This is a genomic window from Aquimarina longa SW024 (assembly GCF_001401755.1).
Lineage (GTDB): Bacteria > Bacteroidota > Bacteroidia > Flavobacteriales > Flavobacteriaceae > Aquimarina > Aquimarina longa.
In genome coordinates, this window is sequence record NZ_AVQK01000010.1 from 13032 (window position 1) to 38106 (window position 25075).

Annotated in this window: 8 protein-coding genes; 6 read left to right on the forward strand and 2 right to left on the reverse strand. The window is 32.8% G+C overall.

Annotated elements, in window-relative coordinates:
• Nucleotides 1–4: 4 nt before the first annotated feature.
• A complete protein-coding gene (locus N456_RS00010; RefSeq protein ID WP_062052622.1) occupies nucleotides 5–16681 on the forward strand; it encodes a non-ribosomal peptide synthetase in 16677 nt (5558 codons plus the stop codon).
• Between the two features lie 312 nt (nucleotides 16682–16993).
• Entirely contained in the window at nucleotides 16994–18034 is a 1041-nt protein-coding gene (locus tag N456_RS00015) for a MupA/Atu3671 family FMN-dependent luciferase-like monooxygenase (RefSeq protein ID WP_062052623.1), read from the forward strand.
• A gap of 337 nt (nucleotides 18035–18371) precedes the next feature.
• Here the strand turns inward: N456_RS00015 and N456_RS00020 are convergent, their stop codons facing one another.
• Nucleotides 18372–18923 (reverse strand): DUF3575 domain-containing protein, encoded by a 552-nt coding sequence (locus N456_RS00020; RefSeq protein ID WP_062052624.1) that lies wholly within the window; start codon nucleotides 18921–18923, stop codon nucleotides 18372–18374.
• A gap of 1150 nt (nucleotides 18924–20073) precedes the next feature.
• Here N456_RS00020 and N456_RS00025 point away from each other — a divergent pair.
• The 4 genes from N456_RS00025 (at nucleotide 20074) to N456_RS00035 (ending at nucleotide 23738) form a co-directional block, all read left to right on the forward strand.
• Nucleotides 20074–20310: a hypothetical protein gene (locus N456_RS00025; protein ID WP_062052625.1), complete on the forward strand. Its 237-nt coding sequence runs from the start codon at nucleotides 20074–20076 to the stop codon at nucleotides 20308–20310.
• Between the two features lie 577 nt (nucleotides 20311–20887).
• Nucleotides 20888–21046 carry a hypothetical protein gene (locus tag N456_RS24145; protein ID WP_158447793.1) on the forward strand — a complete coding sequence of 53 codons (159 nt, stop codon included), beginning with the start codon at nucleotides 20888–20890 and terminating at the stop codon, nucleotides 21044–21046.
• 33 nt (nucleotides 21047–21079) lie between these two features.
• On the forward strand, nucleotides 21080–23056 hold the full coding sequence (locus N456_RS00030) for a tetratricopeptide repeat-containing sensor histidine kinase (RefSeq protein ID WP_148639119.1): 1977 nt from the start codon (nucleotides 21080–21082) through the stop codon (nucleotides 23054–23056).
• A gap of 13 nt (nucleotides 23057–23069) precedes the next feature.
• Nucleotides 23070–23738: a response regulator transcription factor gene (locus N456_RS00035; RefSeq protein WP_158447794.1), complete on the forward strand. Its 669-nt coding sequence runs from the start codon at nucleotides 23070–23072 to the stop codon at nucleotides 23736–23738.
• A 26-nt stretch (nucleotides 23739–23764) separates the two neighbouring features.
• Here N456_RS00035 and N456_RS00040 read toward each other — a convergent pair whose 3' ends face one another.
• Complete coding sequence (locus N456_RS00040) at nucleotides 23765–24514, reverse strand: S24 family peptidase (RefSeq protein WP_062052628.1); 750 nt, start codon at nucleotides 24512–24514, stop codon at nucleotides 23765–23767.
• Nucleotides 24515–25075 lie beyond the last annotated feature (561 nt).

Consider the following 25075-nt stretch of genomic DNA (forward strand, 5'->3'; position numbering starts at 1 on the left):
AACCATGAATGTAGAAATTTTAAATATTCTAAAAGAAGCCCATAATAAAAAAGTAAAAATAGGTGCAAATGAGGGCAAATTAACAATAAAATCAATAGATCCTATAGACTCTGATTTATTACAAAAAATAAAAGAAAATAAAGTTCAGATAATTAAATACATAGAAAAACGCCAAGTTAAAAATAGAAAAAATGTTTTAACAAAGGTTTCTTCTTATAATAGAGACGCTATTCACAAAATCCCTCTATCTTTTAATCAGGAACGATTATGGTTTTTGGATCAGTTACAGGGCAGTACAGAATATCATATTCCTACTGTTCTTCGTCTAGAAGGATCTTTGGATATATCGATATTAGGACAAACTTTGCAAAAAATAGTTTCTCGGCATGAGGTTTTACGTAGCTTACTTCTTTCAGAAGGAGGAATCGGTTATCAACAAGTTATCAGTGCAGAAGCCTGGTCCTTGGATAGAGAAGTAGTATCAGATGAATTATTATTAAGAAATAGCCTACAAAACTATTTGATGCATCCTTTTGATTTATCGAAGGATTATAAGTTACGAGCATGTTTATATGTTTTAGGAAATGATCAGTATGTATTAGCTTGTGTATTTCATCATATCGCCAGTGATGGTTGGTCAGAAGGTATATTGGTTCATGAATTTATGGAATTATACAGTTCCTTACAATCAGGCAAAGATGCAAATTTACCAGAGCTTAGTTTACAATATTCAGATTACGCGATTTGGCAGCGTAAGTATTTAGAAGGTGCTGTTTTAGAGAATCAGTTATCATATTGGGAAGAGAAGTTAAAAGGAGTAAGTACGTTATCGTTACCGACAGATTATACACGACCTTCAGTGCAGAGTAACGCAGGGGCAAATACTTTTTTTGAATTGGATAAGGAATTAAGTAACTCCTTAGAGGCATTATGCCAAGAAGAAGGCGTCACATTGTTTATGTTATTATTGTCTGCTTTTAAGGTTCTGTTGTCTCGGTATAGTGGACAGGATGATATTTGTGTAGGCACCCCTATTGCTAATCGTACCCAATCAGAATTAGAAGGTATGATAGGATTTTTTGTAAATACATTGGCGCTTCGTAGTGATCTAAGTGGTGAACCGAGTTTTAAAGATGTATTAGCAAGAGTCAAGCAGACAACCTTAGAAGGATATGATCATCAGTTGGCTCCTTTTGAAAAAGTAGTGGATCGAGTAATTACTACTCGAGATATGAGTATAACACCTTTGTTTCAAGTGATGTTTGTTTTACAAAATGCATCCTATGTATCTGAAGGAAATGAGATCAGTTTAGAAGGAGTAACTTTATCAGGTTACGAGTTTGATACAATTACTTCTAAGTTTGACTTGCTGTTGAATGTATCTGAAGGAGATAATGGTATTTCATTGAATATAGGGTATTGTACGGCTTTGTTTGATAAGGCTACTATCAATCGGATGTTGTTGCATTATCAGGAGTTATTGACCAGTATTGTAAATGATATTACCCAACCGATAAGTAATCTGTCGATACTTACAACACAAGAAGAACATCAATTACTAAATACTTTCAATGCCACTTTGGTTGATCATCCAAAAGATAAAACAGTAGTAGATTTATTCCAAGAGCAGGTAAAACGTACTCCAAAAGCTGTAGCAGTAGTTTATGAAGGCAAAGAATTAAATTATCAAGAACTAGATGAACGTTCTAATCAATTAGCAAATTATTTGTTATCGGACACTAATATCAGTACTAATTGTCTAATTGGAGTAGTTTTAGATCGTAGCGATTGGTTAATTATTTCGTTTTTAGCCATATTAAAAGCAGGTGCTGTTTATGTACCAATAGATCTTAGTTATCCCGAAGGAAGAAAAGAATATATCAAAAAAGATAGCAACTGTGATATCATTATAGATGCTTTATTATTGGAAGCATTCAAACAAGATAATTCTAAATATAGGAGTGATTTAGATAAGGTTGTAATTAAACCAGATGATTTAGCATATATTATTTATACATCAGGTAGCACAGGGCAACCCAAAGGTGTAATGATTGAGCATAGAAATATTGTCAATACAATTGTATCCCAAATTGCTGCTTTTTCACTTACAAACAAAGATAGTTGTCTACAGTTTGCAAGTATTTCATTTGATGCTTCTATTTGGGAGATTTGTATATCACTTTTTAGTGGTTGTCGTTTATGTATTATAAAAGAAGAAGCAAAATCAGATATTACCTCTTTTAGAAATTTTATAGAAAATAATGCGATTACTTTTGCAACTTTACCACCAGCATTTTTACATTTATTATCGGTTGAAGATTTAGAAAGTGTTAAAACTTTAGTTACAGCGGGAGAATCAATACCTTTAGAATTAGCAAAGACGTTTTCTCAGCATTATAATTATATTAATGCTTATGGTCCTACAGAAACGAGTATTTGTTCCACAACTTTTCAAGAAAGCATAGAGAATCTTGTATCCATAGGAAAGCCTATTGACAATACTCAGGTTTACATTATTAATGAGAAACATAATCTATTACCAATTGGAGTAATTGGAGAGTTGTGTATTGGAGGAGCAGGAGTAGCTAGAGGTTATTTGAATCGAGAAAAACTAACTAGAGAAAAGTTTATTGCCAACCCTTTTGTAGAGGGAGAAAGGATTTATAAGACAGGTGATTTAGCACGATGGTTGCCAAGTGGTAATATTGAATTTGTAGGTAGAGCAGACGATCAGGTTAAGATTCGGGGATATCGTATTGAGTTAGGAGAGATTGAGAATGCATTGTCTTCTTTATCAAGTATCATACAATGTTGCGTATTAGCCAAAGAAGATGTGATTGGAACCAAACGTTTGGTAGGTTATGTAGTTATAGAAGGAGAGTTAAATAAAAAAGAAATACTAGGGCAATTAAAGTTAAGCTTACCAGAGTATATGATTCCTCAGTTATGGGTTGAATTAGATACAATGCCTTTAAACAGTAATGGTAAGTTAGATAAGAAGGCATTACCAGATCCTAATAATTCAGCGTTGTCCACACATGAGTATGTAGCCCCTCGTAATGAAACAGAAGAGCAATTAGTTACTATTTGGCAGACTCTGTTAGGAGTAGAACGTATAGGGATTCATGATAATTTCTTTGAGTTAGGAGGACATAGTTTATTAGTAGTTCAATTGATATCTCGTTTACAAGCGCTGGATTTCAATATAAGAGTAAAAGATATTTTTGCAGGTCCTACGATAGCTTCCATTAGTGATAAGTTATCTTCCATCTCGCTAGTATATAACGTTCCAGCTAATGGAATTACAATTACAAGTGAGTATATCACTCCATCAATGGTTCCCTTGGTTAATTTTAGCCAGAGTGATTTGGATAAGATAGAGACCATGGTTTTAGGTGGAGTTTCGAATATTCAAGATATTTATCCTTTATCCCCTTTGCAAGAAGGAATTCATTTTCATCATTTGATGAGTAATCCTGATCAGGGAGACCTTTATATTGTTCCAAGTTTACTTTCTTTTTCAGATCTAGAAAAGCGAACTGCTTTTATTGAAGCATTACAATTTGTCGTGAATCGGCATGATGTGTTGCGTACTTGTGTTTTGAGTGATGGTTTACCTAGTGCTGTTCAAGTAGTATTACGAGAAGCACTTTTGTCAGTAGATGGTTTAGATTTAGACATCTCTAAGGATATTTTACCGCAGTTGGAATTACTGATAGCTTCAGGAGGTCATTGGATGGATATCTCAAAAGCCCCATTATTGGAGTTGAAATCGGCTGATGACCCTAAGAATGAATGTTACTATCTGATAATATACCAGCACCATTTGATAATGGACCATGTAGGTTTAGAAAAGATTACAGAAGAGGTTATGCTATATTTATCAAAAGAAGAAGTAAATCTTCCAGCACCTTTTTTATATCGAGAATTTATTGGTCATACCCTACATGCACAATCAATAAATGATGGGGAGTCTTATTTTAGAACACTACTGGGAACAATTGAAGAACCTACGTACCCTTTTAATTTATCAAACGTCTTAGGAGATGGAACAGGTATTGAAGAATCTATTGTTATTCTATCTAAAGATTTAAGTGGCACATTACGTAATATATGTGCGAGCCTTAGTATAAGCCCAGCGGTATTTTTTCATGCTGCTTTTGGATTAGTTATAGCTAGATGTAGTAATAAAGAACATGCTTTGTTTGGATCTTTGTTTTCAGGTCGATTGCAAGGGTCTTTAGGAGCAGCAGATTCTTTAGGTTTGTTTATCAACACTCTCCCCGTTGTTTTAGAAGTAAAGGGTAGTGTAAGAGAATATTTAGAACAAGTCAAGGAAGGGTTGCAGAATTTATTATCTTACGAACAAACACCTTTATCTCATATTCATGATTGGAGTAGTATTCCCAATGAGATGGCTTTTTTCAGTGCGTTATTAAATTACCGTCATTCCTCCTCTTTATCAGAAGAAGATAACGCTATAGACGTAGATTTAGGGATAACCCTTATTGGAGGTCATGAACGAACGAATTATCCATTTAACTTAAGTGTAGATGATTTTGGTGTTGATTTTGGGTTAACAGTACTAGTAGATGGAAGTATCGGTGCAGATCGTATACTTGCTTATATGGAACAGTCATTGATTCAACTCATAGAAGGATTGAGGAGTGAAGAAGAAGTAAGTGTAAATAGCTTAAGTATATTACACAAGGAGGAAGCACATCAATTACTAAATATTTTCAATGATACTTCGGTTGATTATCCAAAAGATAAAACAGTAGTAGATTTATTCCAAGAGCAGGTAAAACGTACACCAAAAGCTGTAGCAGTAATTTATGAAGGAGAGGAGTTAAATTATCAGGAGTTGGATAAACGTTCGAATCAGTTGGCACATTACTTATTATCTAATAGTAATATTGGTACAAGTAGTTTGATTGGAGTGACTCTAGATCGTAGTGATTGGTTAATTATTTCGTTTTTAGCCATATTAAAAATAGGTAGAGCATACGTACCAATAGATCCTAGTTATCCAGAAGAAAGAAAAGAATATATACAGAAAGATAGTAATTGTAGTATAATCATAGATGGATTATTATTAGATTCATTCAAAGAGAATAGCTTTAAGTATTCAGATAATTTACCAGAGGTTATCATAAAAACTACTGATTTAGCTTATGTTATTTATACATCAGGAACAACAGGTAAGCCTAAAGGGGTGATGGTAGAGCATAGCTCTATTATTAATTTATGTTTTAATATAATTAATACTTTTCAGATCAATCAATTCACTACATGTTCTCAATTGATTTCTGTATCATTTGATGCATCTGTTTCTGAAATCTATCCATCTTTGATTTCGGGGAGTAAGTTACACATAGTTAATGATGAGATTAAAAAGAGTAGTACACTTATCGATTATATTAAAATCAATAAAATAAATCATCTAACTATATCTTCAGACTTATTTGGACAGATGATATGGGAAAGATTACCGGTTTTGAAAAGCGTTCACGTAGGGGGCGGAGTTTCATCATACAATACATTAAACGAGTGGCGTGATGTAGAGATATTAGTGAATGGTTATGGTCCTACAGAGACTACTGTTTGTGCTACAATGCATGATTTTAAAGAAGGAGATTTAAATACAAATATAGGTAAACCCCTAGATAATACAGAAGTTTATGTACTTGATTCTTCCAATAGTTTAGTCCCAATAGGTGTAATAGGAGAGTTATGTATTGGAGGTACAGGAGTAGCCAGAGGTTATTTAAATCAAGAAGCATTAACCACGGAGAAGTTTATATCCAATCCTTTTAAAGAAGGAGAAAGGATATATAAGACAGGAGATTTAGCGCGCTGGCTACCAGATGGTAATTTAGAGTTTGTGGGCAGAAAAGATGATCAAGTTAAAATTAGAGGATACCGAATTGAGTTAGGAGAGATCGAGAATGTATTGTCATCTTTATCTGGGGTTATTCACTGTTGTGTATTGGCTAAAGAAGATGGTATTGGTACAAAACGTTTGGTAGGTTATGTGGTATTAGAAGGAGCATTAGATAAAGAAGAGTTACAAGAACAACTAAAGGTAAGCTTACCGGAGTATATGGTTCCTATGATTTGGGTTTCATTAGATAGAATGCCATTAACGGGTAATGGTAAGTTAGATAAGAAGGCATTACCAGACCCAGATAGTTCAGAATTATCTACACAGGAGTATGTAGCCCCTCGTAATGATACAGAAGAGCAACTAGTTGTTATTTGGCAAGAATTATTAGGAGTAGAGCGTGTAGGAATAGAGGACAATTTCTTTGAGTTAGGGGGTCATAGTTTGTTGGCTACGCGTTTGGTTTCTATGATTCGTAAGGAATTACATATAGAGATCTCTATTCGAGAAGTATTTGTGCATACTACAATCTCTAGATTAGCAGAGCATGTATTGGCTCAATCTAAGGGAGTTTTACTACCAAGTATTGAAGTAATGGATCGTCCAGTTCGTATTCCCTTATCCTTTAGTCAGGAGCGGTTATGGTTTTTGGATCAGTTGCAGGGTAGTACAGAATATCACATTCCTATTGTTCTTCGTTTAGAAGGGAGTTTGGATATCTCAATATTAGAGCAGACGATACAAGAAATTGTTTCCCGTCATGAGGTTTTACGGAGTTTACTTTTTTCAGAAGAAGGTATAGGGTATCAAGAAATTATAGGAGCTGAGGATTGGTCATTGGATAGAGAAGAAGTATCGTCCGAAATGCTATTAAAGAATAATTTGGAGGACTATTTGATTCGTCCTTTTGATTTGTCAAAGGAGTATAAGTTACGATCATGTTTATATACTTTAGGAGGTGATCAGTATGTATTAGCTTGTGTTTTTCATCATATTGCTAGTGATGGTTGGTCAGAAGGCATATTAGTTGATGAGTTTATGGAATTGTACAGTGCTATACAATCAGGTCGATCAGCAGTGTTAACAGAATTACATTTACAATATACAGATTATGCGATCTGGCAACGGAAATATTTAGAAGGTGCTGTTTTAGAGGATCAGTTATCGTATTGGGAAGATCAATTAAAAGGAGTGAGTACGTTATCATTACCAACAGATTATGTTCGACCTTCTATACAGAGTAATGCAGGAGCAAATATTTCTTTTGAATTGGATCAGGAACTAAGTAGCTCATTAAGCAATTTATGCCAAGAAGAAGGAGTAACGATGTTTATGTTATTATTATCGGCTTTTAAGATTTTATTATCTCGATATAGTGGACAGGAAGATATTTGTGTAGGTACTCCTATTGCCAATCGTACGCAATCGGAGTTAGAGGGTATGATCGGATTCTTTGTCAACACGTTGGCACTTCGCAGTGATTTAAGTGGAGATCCAAGTTTTCAGGATGTTTTGAGGAGTGTAAAACAGACGACCTTAGAGGGCTATGATCATCAGTTAGTTCCATTTGAGAAGGTTGTGGATCGAGTGGTTACTACCCGAGATATGAGTATGAGTCCATTGTTTCAGGTACTTTTTGATTTTCAAAAAACAGAAGGAAGCTCAGGAGAAGATGGATTAGGTTTAGAAGGGATTGCTATTTCAGATTATGAGTTTGATATTGCTACAGCCCAATTTGATTTGACACTTAGTGTATCTGAAGGAGATCATGGTATTTCATTAGGTATCAATTACAGTACGGCATTATTTGATCAAGGTACGATTGATCGAATGCTGTTGCATTATCAGGTACTATTGAGAAGTATTTCTAAAGACATTACTCAACCTATAGGTAGTTTGTCGATGCTTAGTGTTGAAGAAGAATCTCAGTTATTAGATGTTTTCAATAACACCAATGTTTCTTATCCTTTAAATAAGACAGTAGTAGATTTATTTGAGGAACAGGTGAGACGTACACCAGATGCTATCGCAGTAGTTTATGAGGGCAAAGAATTAAGTTACCAGGAGTTAGATAAGCGTTCGAATCAATTAGGTCATTATTTGCTAGAACAAGGAGTGCAAGGAGATGATTTGATAGGTATTTGTTTAAATCGTAGTTTAGAGATGCTAATAGGAATCTTAGGTATTTTAAAGTCAGGAGGAGGATATGTACCAATCAAGCCAGATTTTCCATTGGATCGTATCTCTTATCTAGTTAAGGATATTGGATGTACTTTACTTCTTACTGATAGTTCTAGTGCAGGTATTTTAGAGTCTTTATTAGATAATATAACTATAGTCGTGTTGAAAGATTCTTCTGCGGTATATGCTGATTATTCAGCAGACTCATTAGGGATTTCTTATTCCCCTGATTCTTTGAGTTATGTTATTTACACTTCCGGCAGTACTGGGAAGCCTAAGGGAGCTATGATTGAGCATTGTGGATTGTTGAACCATCTTTTGGTTATGATTGATGAGTTAGATATGAATAGTGATAGTGTTGTAGCTTTTACAGCACCGTTTACTTTTGATATTTCGGTATGGCAGCTATTAAGTGGTTTATTATGTGGAGGTCGTATAGCTATTTATAGTGAGCGAATGATCTTAGACACCTATGATTTTCAGGATGGATTATCTACCTATGGAGTTACCCATCTTCAATTAGTACCCTCTTATGTTTTAGGACTATTGGAGACAGGATCAAGTAAAGGTTTAGAAGATCTACACTACTTTTTAGTTACAGGTGAGGCAGCTACGCCATCGTTATTACGTTCTTGGTTTTCGTTATATCCTTCTATCCCTGTAGTAAATGCTTATGGTCCAGCAGAGGCATCAGATGATGTTAGTCTTCATATCATGGAAGAAAGTCCAGAAAGTATTGTTGTTCCTATCGGTAAACCAATCGCTAATATGTCTTTGTATGTAGTAGATGGATTTGATAGATTATGTCCAATAGGTATAGTAGGCGAGTTGTGGGTTAGTGGAGTAGGTGTAGGTCGTGGTTATTTAAATCAAGAAGCATTAACCACGGAGAAGTTTATATCTAATCCTTTTAAAGAAGGAGAAAGGATATATAAGACAGGAGATTTAGCACGCTGGCTACCAGATGGTAATTTAGAGTTTATAGGCAGAAAAGATGATCAAGTTAAAATTAGAGGATACCGAATTGAGTTAGGAGAGATCGAGAATGTATTGTCATCTTTATCTGGGGTTATTCACTGTTGTGTATTGGCCAAAGAAGATGGTATTGGTACAAAACGTTTGGTAGGTTATGTGGTATTAGAAGGAGCATTAGATAAAGAAGAGTTACAAGAACAACTAAAGGTAAGCTTACCGGAGTATATGGTTCCTATGATTTGGGTTTCATTAGATAGAATGCCATTAACGGGTAATGGTAAGTTAGATAAGAAGGCATTACCAGACCCAGATAGTTCAGAATTATCTACACAGGAGTATGTAGCCCCTCGTAATGATACAGAAGAGCAACTAGTTGTTATTTGGCAAGAATTATTAGGAGTAGAGCGTGTAGGAATAGAGGACAATTTCTTTGAGTTAGGGGGTCATAGTTTGTTGGCTACGCGTTTGGTTTCTATGATTCGTAAGGAATTACATATAGAGATCTCTATTCGAGAAGTATTTGTGCATACTACAATCTCTAGATTAGCAGAGCATGTATTGACTCAATCTAAGGGAGTTTTACTACCAAGTATTGAAGTCATGGATCGTCCAGTTCGTATTCCCTTATCCTTTAGTCAGGAGCGGTTATGGTTTTTGGATCAGTTGCAGGGTAGTACAGAATATCACATTCCTATTGTTCTTCGTTTAGAAGGGAGTTTGGATATCTTAATATTAGAGCAGACGTTACAAGAAATTGTTTCCCGTCATGAAGTTTTACGGAGTTTACTTTTTTCAGAAGAAGGTATAGGGTATCAAGAAATTATAGGAGCTGAGGATTGGTCATTGGATAGAGAAGAAGTATCGTCCGAAATGGTATTAAAGAATAATTTGGAGGACTATTTGATTCGTCCTTTTGATTTGTCAAAGGAGTATAAGTTACGATCATGTTTATATGCTTTAGGAGGTGATCAGTATGTATTAGCTTGTGTTTTTCATCATATTGCTAGTGATGGTTGGTCAGAGGGCATATTAGTTGATGAGTTTATGGAATTGTACAGTGTTTTACAATCAGGTCGTTCAGCTGATTTACCAGAATTACATTTACAATATTCAGATTATGCGATCTGGCAGCGTAAGTATTTAGAAGGCGCTGTTTTAGAGGATCAGTTATCGTATTGGGAAGACAAGTTAAAGGGAGTAAGTACCTTATCATTACCAACAGATTATGTTCGACCTTCTATACAGAGTAATGCAGGAGCAAATATTTCTTTTGAATTGGGTCAGGAACTAAGTAGCTCATTAAGGAATTTATGTAAAGAAGAAGGAGTAACGATGTTTATGTTATTATTATCGGCTTTTAAGGTTTTATTATCTCGATATAGTGGACAGGAAGATATTTGTGTAGGTACTCCTATTGCCAATCGTACGCAATCGGAGTTAGAGGGTATGATCGGATTCTTTGTCAACACGTTGGCACTTCGCAGTGATTTAAGTGGAGATCCAAGTTTTCAGGATGTTTTGAGGAGTGTAAAACAGACGACCTTAGAGGGCTATGATCATCAGTTAGTTCCATTTGAGAAGGTTGTGGATCGAGTGGTTACTACCCGAGATATGAGTATGAGTCCATTGTTTCAGGTACTTTTTGATTTTCAAAAAACAGAAGAAAGCTCAGGAGAAGATAGATTAGGTTTAGAAGGGATTGCTATTTCAGATTATGAGTTTGATGTTGTTACAACTCAGTTTGATTTGATATTAAGTGTATCTGAAGGAGATCATGATATTTCATTAAGCATAAACTATAGTACAGCTTTATTTAATAAAGATACGATTGATCGAATACAAGCACATTATCAGATATTATTGAAAAGTATTTCTAGAGACATTACTCAATCTATAGGTAGTTTGTCGATGCTTAGTGTTGAAGAAGAATCTCAATTATTAGATGTTTTCAATAACACCAATGTTTCTTATCCTATAGATAAGACAGTAGTAGATTTATTTGAGGAACAGGTGAGACGTACACCAGATGCTATCGCAATAGTTTATGAGGGCAAAGAATTAAGTTATCAGGAGTTAGATAAGCGTTCGAATCAGTTAGGGCATTATTTATTGTATAGTTGCAATATCAATAGAGGAGATTTGATCGGAGTAGTTTTAGACCGTAGTGACAGATTAATTATTTCATTTTTGGCCATATTGAAAATAGGTGCAGCTTATATTCCTATTGATCCTAATTTTCCAGAAGAAAGAAAAGAGTATATAAAAAAAGATAGCAATTGTAGTATCGTCATAGATGCTTTATTAATGGATTCGTTCAAGGAGCATAGTTCTGAGGATATTGATGATTTATCTATGCTGACGATAAAACCTGATGACTTGGCATATGTTATTTATACCTCAGGAAGTACAGGGAAACCTAAAGGAGTTATGGTTGAACATAAGAATCTAATTCATTTGTGTTTTTGGCATCAAAAAGAATATTCTGTCACTTCAAGAAGTAGAGGTACTTTGTTTTCTGGAATCGGTTTTGATGCTAGTGTTTGGGAGATTTATCCATATTTACTTTTTGGAGCTACTTTATATCCTATTTCTGAAAAATTTGGTTATGATTTGGATCAACTCTCAGCGTTTTTGATTGAGCATACTATTACACATACTTATATCCCTACATTATTGTGTGAGAGTTTTATAGATCAAGAAATATCTTTACCTAATAGTATTGTTCTAACAGGAGGGGATACATTACATGTAAATAAGTCAAGTGATATTACTATTTATAATAATTATGGACCGACAGAAACTACCGTAGTTGCTACTAATTATAAAATATCAAATACTCCAATGATTAAGGTTCCTATCGGTAAACCTATTGATAACACTCAGATTTACATAGTAAATGAGCACCACCAACTTTTACCGATAAATGTTTTTGGAGAGCTATGCATTGGAGGATCGGGGGTCTCCAGAGGTTATTTGAACCAAGAAGCATTAACTAAAGAGAAATTTGTACCCAATCCTTTTAAAGAAGGAGAAAGGATATATAAGACAGGAGATTTAGCACGTTGGCTACCAGATGGTAATTTAGAGTTTATGGGTAGGAAAGATGATCAAGTTAAGATCCGTGGCTATCGAATTGAGTTGGGAGAGATAGAACATGTATTGTCTTTGTTGTCAGGAGTTGTGCACTGTTGTGTATTGGCTAAAGAAGATGGTATTGGTACGAATCGTTTGATAGGTTATGTGGTATTGGATGGAATATTAGATAAAGAAGAGTTACAAGAACAATTAAAGTTAAGTTTACCGGAGTATATGATCCCTATGATCTGGGTTTCATTAGATACAATGCCACTAACCAGTAATGGTAAATTGGATAAGAAGGCATTGCCGACTCCGGATAGTTCAGAGTTATCCACAAGAGAATATGTAGCACCTCGTAATGAGACAGAAGAACAGTTAGCAGGTATTTGGCAAGGTTTATTAGGAGTTGATAAGGTTGGCATACAGGATGATTTTTTTGAATTAGGAGGACATAGTTTATTGGCTACGCGTTTAGTTTCTATGATTCGTAAGGAATTACATATAGAGGTCTCTATTCGAGAAATATTTGAATATACAACGATCTCTGCATTAGGGAAGCATTTATCCATTCAATCCGAAGGAGTATTATTGCCAAGTATTGTAGTAGCGGATCGCTCCGCTCGTATTCCCTTATCCTTTAGTCAAGAACGTTTATGGTTTTTGGATCAGTTGCAAGGCAGTACCGAGTATCATATTCCTATTGTTCTTCGATTAGAAGGAACTTTGGATATCTCAATATTAGAACAGACGTTACAAGAAATTGTTTCCCGTCATGAGATTTTACGTAGTTTACTTCTTTCAGAAGAAGGTACAGGGTATCAAGAAATTATAGGAGCTGAGGATTGGTCATTGGACAGAGAAGAAATACCAGATGAAATAGTATTAGAAAGCAATTTAGAAAGCTATCTGATGCATCCTTTTGATTTGTCAAAGGAGTATAAGTTACGAGCATGTTTATATGTTTTAGGAGATGAACACTATGTATTAGCCTGTGTTTTTCATCATATTGCCAGTGACGGTTGGTCTGGAGGGATATTAGTTGATGAATTTATGGAGTTGTACAACGCTTTACAATCAGGTCGTTCAGCAGCGCTAACAGAGTTGCGTTTACAGTATGCAGATTATGCGATCTGGCAACGGAAATATTTAGAAGGTGCTGTTTTAGAAGATCAGTTATCGTATTGGGAAGACAAGTTAAAGGGAGTAAGTACCTTATCATTACCGACAGATTATGTACGACCTTCTGTACAGAGCAATGCGGGAGCCAATATTTCTTTTGAACTGGATCAAGAGCTAAGTAGCTCATTAGGAATTTTATGCCAAGAAGAAGGGGTTACCTTGTTTATGTTATTATTATCTGCCTTTAAGGTTTTATTGTCTCGATATAGTGGACAGGATGATATTTGTGTAGGGACTCCTATTGCCAATCGTACGCAATCGGAGTTAGAGGGGATGATAGGGTTTTTTGCAAACACGTTGGCACTTCGCAGTGATTTAAGTGGAAACCCAAGTTTCCAAGATGTTTTAAGAAGAGTAAAGCAGACGACCTTAGAGGGCTATGACCATCAATTGGTCCCATTTGAGAAGGTTGTGGACCGAGTAGTTACTACCCGAGATATGAGTATGAGTCCATTGTTTCAGGTGCTTTTTGATTTTCAAAATGAGGTTAAAAATTCAGGAGAAGAAGAGGCTTTAGAAGGGATTACAATTTCTGATTATGAGTTCGATACGATTACAGCTCAATTTGATTTGATATTGAGCGTATCTAAAAATTATAAAGGTATTTCATTAGGAATAAATTATAGTACCGCTTTATTTGAAAAAGCAACTATGGATCGAATGTTGTTACATTATAAAGAATTGTTGGTTAGTATTACAAGTGATATCACTCAATCTATAGGTAATTTATCAATACTTAGTGCTCAAGAAGAGCATCAATTATTAGATGTTTTTAACGATACAACTGTTAGCTATCCAAAAGATAAAACGATAGTAGATTTGTTTGAGGAACAAGTCAAACATACTCCAGAAGCGACAGCTATAGTTTTTGATGGGAAAATCATGACTTATAAAGAACTAGATGATAAATCAAATCAATTGGTTCATTATTTGAAATCTGTAGGTGTGGTTAGAGATTCTCGAATAGCTATTTTATTTAATAGAAGTTTTGATATGATTATCGGGATGTTAGGTGTTCTGAAATCAGGATGTACTTATATTCCCTTAGATCCTTCATTACCATCTAATCGATTATCGTATATACTAGAAGACTCAAGTGTAAATTTTCTTCTTCATAGCGAAGAATCTTTGTTATCGAGTTTATCCGTTTCAGAATTTATCTTTTTCTTAGATATCACAGAATCTAGTACTTATGAATCTTCTTTTATTTCACATGAAATAGAACCTACTTCACTTGCGTATATTATGTATACTTCAGGAACAACAGGTAATCCTAAAGGAGTGATGATTACCCATAGAAACATTGTTAGTTTATGTAAAAGCTGTGATTATATACCTTTAGGCTTAGATACGATCTGGTTATCAACGGGATCTATTTCTTTTGATGCTACAACCTTAGAGTTTTGGGGTACTTTATTGAATGGAGGTCAACTGATATTAGCAGATACAAGTACTTTATTAGATATCAAAAGCTTAAAGAAAATTATAATAAAACAAGAAGTTACTACTATGTGGATGACAGCTTCTTGGTTTCACCAGATAGTGGAAGATGATGTGTCGATTTTTGAACCTCTTACTTATTTGCTTGTAGGTGGTGATGTAGTACTGTCTACGTATACAAATAAATTGAAAACACTTTATCCGGATCTTCATATCATCAATGGTTATGGCCCTACAGAAAATACTACATTTTCGACAACTTATAATATTGATGAAGTAACATATACGAACCTTCCTATAGGGAAACCTATTAAAAATAGGAAAGTATATATCACAGACTCTAAACTGAATTTACTACCTATTGGAGTAGTTGGTGAGTTAAGTGTTGGTGGATCGGGAGTTGCCGTAGGTTACTTAAACCAAGAAACGTTAACAAAGGAAAAGTTTATATCTAATCCATTTATAGAAGGCGAACGAATTTATAAGACAGGTGATTTAGCTAGGTGGTTACCAGATGGTAATTTAGAATTTGTAGGAAGGAAAGATGACCAAGTTAAGATTCGTGGATATCGCATTGAGTTAGGAGAGATAGAGAGTGTTTTGTCTTCATTATTAGGTGTTGTCCAATGTTGTGTATTGGTAAAAGAAGATGGTATTGGTACTAAACGTTTGGTAGGTTATGTAGTCTTGGAGAGTACGTTAGATAAAGAAGATATACAAGAACAATTAAAGCTAAGCTTACCAGAATATATGATTCCTATGATTTGGGTATCTTTAGAAGCATTGCCATTAACTAGTAATGGTAAGTTAGATAAAGAGGCATTACCAGATCCAGAGAGCTCACAATTGTCTACACAAGAATATGTAGCTCCACGTAATGAGACAGAAGAAAAATTAGTAGAAATCTGGCAAGGTTTATTAGGAGTAGAGCGTATAGGGATAGAAGATGATTTCTTTGAGTTAGGAGGGCATAGTTTATTGGTAGTAAAGTTAGTCGCTCGCATCAACGAAGTATTTATTACTGATATAAGTATTAATATTGCATTTGAATATGCAACGATCTCTGAGTTTGTTAAGAATATGCATTCTACAGATCGATTTAAGGATAGTCTTATGATTCCTTTGCAAGAAACAGGAAACCTAAAAACTATATACTTAGCTCCACCCGGAAGTGGAACAATTAACTGCTATATTGAATTAGCTAAATTATTAGGAAAGGATGAATCTATCTATGCATTCCAATGCCCAGGATTATACGGAAAATCTCCAGTTTCAGCATCTATTGAAGAAATGGCTTCTGAATTTATTACAGAAATGCAAAAAGTAGACCCGTATGGACCTTATCGACTTGGAGGATATTCATTTGGAGCGATCATAGCTTATGAAATGGCATTGCAATTACGAAATAAAGGATTTCTTGTAGAAGAACTATTAATTTTCGATGGAGAGGTTTCCTTTGGAGATAATAGTACAATAGATAGAGACAAAGTGTTTCGAGAATTTTTACAAGAACAAACAGAAATATTTGGTGAAGAATTTGATTGGTCTGATTTAACTCTTGAAAATAAATCGAAGGAAGAACAACTTGAAGCAGTGAGTAAATTATTAAGAGATTCAGAATTTAAAATAAGTGAAGAAGAATTAAAAGGACGCTTAGAAGTTAATTTTAGTAATGAAAATTATTCTTATTTAGACAAGTTTGAAGAAAAATTGGATGCCAAAGTCATTTTGTTTAAAACAGTATATACTCAAATTGAGAAGGATGGAGAAATAGTTGTTGTTAAAAATGATATTAACGAATATGACTATGGGTGGAATCGATTTACTAACAAAGAAGTAATAGTTCATTCAATAGCTGCGACTCATATGACAATTTTGGATAAAGAACATGTAGAACAAATTTTTGAGTGCCTACAACAACAAGAAAACTTTACATATGAATGATTATTCCCCCCTAGGGGGGAATAATCATTTCGAAAGCATACCTCATGAGCTTGCTCCGAGGTTGTTGATATATAGGCCAACTTTTTCGAAAAAAAAGTAGATACTTTGCAGTTCTTTTTAGACCATAAATTATAAATACTAGAATAGTTTTTAGGAACAAGTTTAACAGTAGTGTAAATAATGTTACCTGTGAGATCCGAAGTATTAATAATTTAAATTTTTAATAGTAGTGATCCATTAAGTAATTAGATCTCTTATATAGTATAGAATTGAGTTAACAGTATTAATTAAAGTATTAAAAAAAATAAGATTATGGAATTTGGAATTATGTTTTTTGCCAGTAGTGAAGATTCTTTATCAGGAAACATCTATGATCTGGTAAAAAAGTGCGCCATTTATGGTGATGAAAACAATTTTTCGTCCATTTGGGTTCCAGAACGTCATTTTACAGAATTTGGAGGCATATTTAATAATCCAGCGATACTTCAAGCAGCTGTAGCAAGTATAACCAAAAGGATAAGACTCAATAGCGGAAGTATAGTAATGGCACTACACGACCCTATTCGAGTAGCAGAAGAATGGGCAATGGTTGATAATTTATCTAATGGACGTGTTGGATTATCAGTCGCTTCGGGATGGAATCCTGATGATTTTGTTTTTTTTCCGCAAAAATATAAAAATAAGCACGCGGTAATGTATGAAGGGATATCTAAAGTTAAAAAATTGTGGAGAGGAGAACCTATAGAACGATTAAGTGGTAATGGAAAAAAAACAGCGATCAAGATATACCCATCTACAATCCAAAAAGAAGTACCATTTTATATAACAGTAAGCGGAAATCCTGAAGGATTTAAAAACGCAGGAAAATTAGGATTGAATATACTTACTTCAGTATTAGATCAAACATTAGAAGAATTGTCAGAAAAAATAAATCTATATCGGCAAGCGCGTAGAGAAAATGGTTTTGATCCTAAAACAGGTAAGGTTACCTTAATGCTACACACATTTATTGGATCAGATGATAAGATTATAAAAGAAGAAGCAAGAGAACCCTATTGTAATTTTTTAAAACGAAATAAAAAATTATTCGAAGGAATGGCATATAATAGAGAAAGTAATTTTTCATTAGATTCTTTATCAGAAGAGGATCTAGACGAGTTTTTAGATTTTCTATATGAAAGGTTTGCTAATTCTAAAGGATTAATAGGTAGCAAAGAATCGTGCATGGCTATGGTAAGAAATACAGAAGAAGCAGGAGTAGATGAAATAGCCTGTCTGCTTGATTTTGGTCCGCCATCTAATAGAATATTGGAAAATTTAAAGTATATAAATGAATTAAAAAACTCGTATTAGATTTTGATTCCTGAATTCTACTCCAATCCCAATTACGAGAATTAATATTAAGGGAATGTCTTATAAATGTTGACTCCGTTCTGTTTATATTATAGATTTTGATCTTAAAAACATGTATTGAGATGAAATTTCAGTTTTTATAAGACGTTCTCTTCGGTATGGTATATGAAAAAAACAGTAAAATTTAGTAGGAGATATTTTTATACGCCACTTTAGGGAGATTTACAATAGCAACCAGTATTCATTGTAATAAAGTAATAGAATTAACAAAGAGTTCCATGTACACACATAATTTTGATCATTAAGTGTTGCACCATGTTTTTATTCAATTATCATATTAAAATCGATAACCTAAACTAAAACCAAATCTAGTAACAATGGTGTGATCTGTTTCATTAGCATTAAATAGGAGTTTTCCATAACCAGCATTAACTTCAAAAACAAATCCACTTTTGGTAACCCATTTGTTACCTATACCTAAACCAATAGAAAAATCAATTACATCAGAACCTTCATTAAGGGTTAAATTTCCATCGGTATCAGCCATCTTTTTCCCATCTATAGAACTTAACATTCCAAACCCTTCTACAAAAAAACCTGAAGCATATTTTTTTCCAAAGTACCTTCTGTAATATGATGAGATGGAATGATTAAGATCATCATCGGAACTTTTGCTATTAAACACACTTAAGGCAGAAACCCCCAAAGATGATTTTTTATTTAAGATTCTTTCATACGATATTTCGAAAGCTCCAAATAAAGGAGCTACCACATTTAGTTTAACTTCATTTTTCTTCTCATATAAATTTAAAACAGTAACATTCTCATCTTGCCCCTTAACAGTAAAAAACGAAAACAGTATTACAATTACTAAAAAGTTTTTTTTCATAAAAAAGACTATTTCATTAAAACGAATATATGATATTTTGCTAAGTATATGAAAAAAAATAAAAATGTTTATAAAGGTATTTATTTGTGTATTGTAGTACACTTATCTTCACCAGATTTGATATAAATTATATGTTTAATGAATATAATTTTAATGTGAAAATACTATAGTTTTATATACGATAAAAATAAGATTTAAATACTTAATGTTTTTTTGTCAATTGTATATAATTGTTTAGCTATCATAAGTAATGCTGAGATCGTACAATTTTTATGAAATGATTAGATGTTGTTTTATAAGAAAACAGTATTCTGATGATTCTTCAATAAAAAAGTGTAATAGAAAATTTAAAACATCTAATAAGAAATTGATAATTATTCTATAAAAATAGTTCTTTAGTATTTGCTAATTTAATTCATTATCTAGAGGTATTCTAAAATTACGATCCATTGTTACGTCTATTCAAAAAAACTATTGATTCTCTAAACGCTTTTTTAGAGCTGAGTAGATATATAAATAGACTTATTTTAAATAAAAATTAGGAAAGCAAAACTAAAATCAATAATATTTGTGTCATAAAATGGAACAGAACTATATACATATCGCACCAAAATCACTATTTAGTCAATGTGATAATCGATGGATTAATGGAGTATTCTCTAAAAATAGGGTGCTATGGGACTATTTTAATTATTTTTTCGAAGTGATATAAATTAGAAAAAATAATATAGAAACAGCAAGCGTCCAAGAAATTGGGCGCTTTTTTTATGGAACCTTTTTTGATGTAAAATAATTAAGAAACATAAAAATTGACCAAAATTATCAAGCTAAAAAAAGCAAGTGCTATAAAAAGATATTGAAATATGAATTTACAATTAAAATAATCCGAAAATAAAATTATAAAATTTTTAAAATATATGAATAAAAATTGAAAAACATAAAGAATAGTATTTGGATAGTAAGTGTCAGAGAAATAGATGGTTGCTAAAATATCCAGAACCTGTTGTGAAAACGGACAGGGATTTTTATGTTTAATTTTATTTGTAAAGTACTGTAAATCAATGAATTAAATTTAAAAAACAGTTGCAGATTTAAAAAAATGTTTTCATATTTGTACAATAATTAACAATCAACCATTAAAAATAAAATAATGAAGTATCATCAATTTTCTAAAAGGGGACAGGAGGACAGAAGTCATCTGTTAGCCAATGCATTCGGAGGCACCCTTGGAATGGATTTATGTACTTCGGTTGTTAATCCTCTTCAAGAAATGATAACGAATATCATGGGCTATGAAAAACTACAAGTAGTATTTCGTATATACAAAAAGCCGAGTGATATGGTAATTAAGTTTAGTTACACTTCTTATGAAGCTTATATATGGTAAGCTTTAGAAAAATGATCGTAAGAGATCACGTTTAACATTCTTGTTAAACAATAAAATAATAGAAAAACACTAATTCTAGAAAAGGAATTAGGAAACAATTCTTATCAGCCAATGCTAATAAGAAAGTACCAATAGATGATTTATGTATCTATTGGGGTCTATTCATCTCTCATCATCTGATTACGTAATTAAACAATTACAATTATCAACAGTCTATATTTTCTATTATCGATGTACATGTTGTAGATCGTTACCCTGTTTTTAAGGATATTTTCTTATAAACGGTGGTGACCCCTACATACCAATACTCTAGATCAGTGTATGCCAAATATATAATTTGTTATAGGCTAGTCTGATAGACAATACAGCACAATTAACTCATCAAATAATCCAAGCTACAGTTCGCTGCTATCCAGAAAAAGGGGAAGTGTGGATGTCGCGGACTGTATAGGATTGTTCTTTCCCAAAAACAAGCGGATAATTTCCCATAGGTAATCGGTATGCTGCAACATACTAACCTGGGGTTCATACCTATGGGCGTACCCCAAACTTTGGAAAACAAAAAAACTATTTCGGCATGAAAACTTTAAGATACATACTCGTAGTCGTCGTACTCCTATGTGCTAACTTTACTTCTTGTACACCTGATGATAGCGTCACAGAAACTGAAACCCTACATACTGAAGTGTTGGGAGGTACAGGGAATCAAGAAGAGTTAAAGGGGAATGAAGAATAATTCTTAATTGATATAATTTAGTACATTTGAGGGATGAAACAGATTATAGTTCCATCCCTCTTATTCTTATGTATAGTAGTAGGTGTTTTCTTTAATTCCTGTACTATTAATGTTAACTATGATGAGATTTCTTCACAGATGGTTAAAAAGATTGATTCATTAAATAGTCAGTATGATATTGCTTTTAATAATTCTAATGCTGAAGAAAAAAGATTAGAGGCTATAGATAGGTTTTTATTAGGAACTAAGAAGCTAGAATTAGATTCAATGAGGTGTAAAGGGCTTTCTTTATATGCAAAACTACTTAATAAATACAGAGGCCCAGAAAAAGCAATTGATCAATCTTATTTGTTGTTGAAGTTAGCTAAACAAACCAAGGATAGTTTTTATATAAGTAGAGCTTTGTATAGGTTAGGTTACTATAACAGAGAACAGGACAATCATTTAGAAGCTTTTAAGTATTACAACCAAGCTTTTAAGATTCGAAGGGATTTTAAAGATAGTGTAGGTTCAGGAAGATGTTTAATGGAAATGTCTAATGTTCAAAAAACTTTAGGAGATTATAATGCTGCTAAAACCATAGCTACAGATGGTTTAAGGTATGTGGAAAACTCTACTGAGTATAGAATTATAGCAGGGCTATGTCAGAGTATAGCCATATCTTTTAATGAATTAGGAAGTCAAGAAGAAGCTTTATTTTGGAATTCTAAAATTCTAAACCTATATAACGATTCAGTTGCTAAAAAGAAAATTGGGACTCACAATTTACCGATTTTTAAAAATTCTAGAGCTATTATTTTGGCAAGGCAAAAAAACTATCAAGAAAGTATCCATATTTTACAAGCATTGTTGAAAAATAAGAATGTAATTCAAAAGCGAACACGATACGCACAAATATTATGTAATCTAGGATATATTAAATTTCTTCAAAACTCTGAGAATATAGAAAGTGAAACCATGCTATTAGAAGCACTTAGTATTAGACAGCAAGAAAAAGATATATTTGGGTTATATTCTAGTAACCTATATCTCGCTAGATACTACAAAAATAAAAATTTTAAAAAAACAAGGCATTATGCTAATGAAGCATATGAGAATGTAAAAGATTTTAGGGACTACGAAGCATTGTTACAAATATTAACTCTAATAACTGAATTAAATCCAAATTCGTTAGAAGACCATCAACGTTTTAAAGACGCTAGTCTTAAACTCATGGAGTTGCGTAAAAAAACACGAGAAATCTATGCACCCACTCGATTTGAAAATGCAAGTTTGCTAAAGCAGAATGAAGCAAAAAACAGGAAAATCACAGAAGTACGTAATCAAAATGCGGTGTATCTGCTAGGGATACTATTATTATTTATCAGTATTATATTTGTAGCCTACTTTTTTAGGCAACGTACACATTACCTTAGTCAGCAAAATAGAATAGTACAGTTTCAGGCAAGTTACGAAACAGAAACCCGTATTGCTAAGCGATTGCACGATGAATTAGGAAATGATATTTTTCAGGTAATGTTACAATATCAGAAAGATCCTTATGATCCTCAAATTAAGGATAAATTGAATAGTACTTATGTTAAAGCACGTGATATATCCCGAGAAAATAATGAATTTGATACAGGAAGTGCTTACGCAGAAGAGTTGAATAATATGTTACAAAACTATGCTCTAAATGGGGTTCAGTTAATTGTTGTAGGTTTTAATAAAATAGATTGGAGTCAGATGGATGAAACTATAAAAATAACTATCTATAGAGTACTACAAGAATTAATGACGAATATGCAAAAACATAGTAAAGCTAGTTTAGTGAAGTTAATGTTCTCTAAAACCAATGACATACTAACGATTACTTATTCAGATAATGGAGTAGGAATCGCAGAAGAAGGCACTATATCCAAAAATGGACTTCGTAATACAGAAAAGCGTATTAAAGCTTTACATGGAAAACTTATCTTTGACTCAGAAAAAGACAAAGGTTTTAAAGCTAAAATCGAAATTCCTAATTAATAAAGTTAGCAAGATGTTTACTAAAGTATTGGTGGCAGAAGACTACGAAATCGCTAATCAAGGCATTATAAATATACTGAATGAGAAAATCGGAATTTATAATATCGAAGAAGCTAAATATTGTGATGATGCTTATCTAAAATTCCGAAACGCGTATGATAATCAAGAAATATTTGAATTATTGATCACAGATCTTTCTTTTAGAGAAAATCATAAGACCCAAGAAATAACTTCAGGAATAGAATTGATAAAAAATATTAGAAATATACAACCAGATATTAAAGTGATTGTATACTCTCAAGAAAACAGACCAGATAAAATCAATAACTTATTCGAAAAACTTAATATTAATGGATATGTGTGCAAAGGTCAGGATGCAATAAAAGGATTAATAGCATGTGTAAATGGGGTATATCAGGGTGATACAATATTGCCACCAGAACTAACTAATGCTACTACTGAAAATACAATGATTCATTTAGATGAATTAGATATAATATTGTTAGAAGAATTATCAAAAGGATTTACTAAAAAAGAAATTAGAATTAAACTTAAAAAACAAAAGGTTTTTTCAAGTGGAGAGAGTTTCATTGATAAAAGAGTAAGTAAACTTTTTGATAAATTTAAGGCTAAAAATACTACACATTTAGTAGCTATTGTAAAAGATTTAGGAATAGTATAGCAGTATACTTTAAATAGTTATGTTTTTTAATTCATTGAATTAATCCGAATACTAGCTTTAACAAGTGCTAAAGCTCTTATTTTAGATATTTTTATGCTTTTAGGCTCATGATGTTGGTTTTGACTAACTAATTTCACATAACCATCCTTGTCATCTTTTTGTACAAATTTAACTGTTACATACTCCTCACTACCTACATCTATACTGACTAGGTACATTTCTCCATAAAATAGATCATTTTCAATATCTTGTATTTCTTTATAAAGTACAATATCTCCACTTTTTAAGAGTGGGTACATACTATCACCTTTTATATGTATAGCTCCATCACATTTGGGTAGATTAGGTATAATGATATGATCTATTGGATTAATATCTGTAGCAGCCTCAAAAAGTGGTACCAAACCAGCTGTAGCTTCTATATCATAAAGTGGAACACTCTGATCTCTTATAACTCTATCAGTTCTAAGCTTAAACTTTTTAAGCTCTGTTTCACGATTTAAAGAATCGTGTGCTTTAGTGTTTATACTAGGGATTAATTTTTGTTCATTATATTGAACACTTGTAGTCTCTAAATCACTTATTTTTAGCTCACCAGTGATGATCCAATATAAATCTATCTCAGGATATATTTTTCTTATTTTATCTAGATTATCGCTTCCTATATTTTCTCCAGATCCAATGAAACCAACAGATAAACCTGCTTTCCGGCTAAATTCTCGCAATCCTATTTTTTCTTGTTCAAGCCATTTTCGAAGTCTTTGTTTTGCGCCCATTTTGATATTTTAAGTTTCAAAAATTATATAAAAATAAAATGAACATTACAGTGTTCATTGATTATTTTTATGTACATTTGTTTTCAATTTGGATACAAAATAACATAAAAAAACGAACATTATAAAACAATAACTGAATTAATTCTAGGAACTGTAATCTATAAAATTATAGAGATAAATATAGAAAAACAAGATATTGAGGAGGTGTGATTTAGAAATAATTATAGATAAAAATTATGTGAACAGAATAATCAACACCAAAAAAATAATAAAGAGTATATAAAATCAAAGTTTTTTTTGCGGATTCTAGGTTTTTTTACTCCAAAAAAGGAGTATAAACAGACGATATTTATGTGAAAACCATATCAATTAACAATAAATAAAGAATTTTTTAAAAATTTAAAGTGTTTGTTTTCAGATTGTTGTGTTTGTTTTTTTAAAAAAAACAGACTGCCGTACAGATATCTGTATGGATATGAGCTGTAGCTAATTTATGTTTGTAGTGTAAACGTAAGTGAGTGATGATGGATTTATCCTAAACCTGAAAAAGATACAAACGAA